We start from the raw sequence: 1,381 nt of genomic DNA on the forward strand, positions 1-1,381 counted from the left end.
AATGAGCATTTAGTACTTGGCAGGGAAAATATAATCTGGTTTTCAACATACGATAACATTTACATGCTTAAAGCCTATGACCACCGCTTCAAAAAACACCTTCAATTTAAAAATTTTCAGGTAAGTACAAGAAACATTGTATCAGACAAAGTAAGCAATTTATACGTAGGTTCTTATAAGGGATTATACAAATTAAATATAAGAAATAATTCATCTTCAAAGATTTATGATACTAAATACCCTCTTAATTATTATAATTCCATTTTAATTAATAAAGGCTCCACATTATGGACTGAAGGTCAAGGCCGATTTATTAAATCAATAAATTTATATTCAGGAAAAATTAAAACAATAACATATAAAGGCAATGAAGATCTTCATTCTACATTTATAAAACAAAAATCAAAAGATTCCATCTGGATGGGGTCTGATAAGGGGCTTTTTATATTTAATATAAAAACAGAAGTATTTCAAAGGTATAAAATTGGAAGAAATGACACTGAATTAACAGTGTATGATATTCTTAAAGACAGTAGAAAAACTCTATGGATTGCAACTGATAAAGGACTGTACTACAAAAAAATATCTGGAAATTTTGAAGATTATAGCAATACATATCCTTATTTCAGAAATAAAATTATTTTAGTCCTGCATGAAGATAAATATAAAAATTTGTGGGTGGGGACAAACAATGCAGGTGTAGCATGCGTGAACTTAAAAGCTAATAAGATAGCAATTTATGACCAGTTAAAAGGGCTGTCCAATAATACTGTCTGTGGCATTTTAGAAAGTGACGACCAGATGTGGTTTTCCACTTTTTATGGATTGTCTGTTTTATACAAAAAGATAAATAAATTCAACAACTATTACATTCAAAATGGATTAAGTGAAAATGAATTTAATAAACGTTCATTTTTCAAAAGGAACGATTCCTCATTATATTTTGGTGGACTAAATGGGATTACTGAACTAAATCCTAAACAATTTAATTTCATCAAAAAATCCTACAATATTTATATTTCAAAAAAAGAGTATTTCTCTAATAATCAAAATAAATATATCATTGAATATGGGGATACGGCTACAAATATTGAGCTCCCCTACGACAAAAATTATTTTTCTGCAGAATTTTCTATAAATGATTTATATGATTATGATAAAAGTATATTCTACTATAGAATTAAAGGATTAGCTAATGGATGGACACTCTCTGGAGCTTCAGGCCAAGTTAAACTCTATAATATACCGTCTGGAAATTATGTCCTTGAGGTAAAAGGTAAAAATTTGGAGGGTTTTGAAACAGAAAATAAGATTAAACTTAAAATACATGTTGAACAGGTTTTTTATAAAACACCTTACTTTCTAGCGATCATTATTTTAG

The 1,381-nt window shown here is 28.2% G+C and carries 1 protein-coding gene; it reads left to right on the forward strand.

Going from position 1 to position 1,381, the window contains the following annotated elements; all coding sequences use genetic code 11:
• On the forward strand, positions 1-1,381 hold a 1,381-nt coding region (locus tag B0E44_RS00070; RefSeq protein ID WP_131828075.1), incomplete at both ends, for a two-component regulator propeller domain-containing protein.

This window comes from Flavobacterium sp. A45 (assembly GCF_002001005.1).
In the GTDB taxonomy this organism is placed as follows: Bacteria; Bacteroidota; Bacteroidia; order Flavobacteriales; family Flavobacteriaceae; genus Flavobacterium.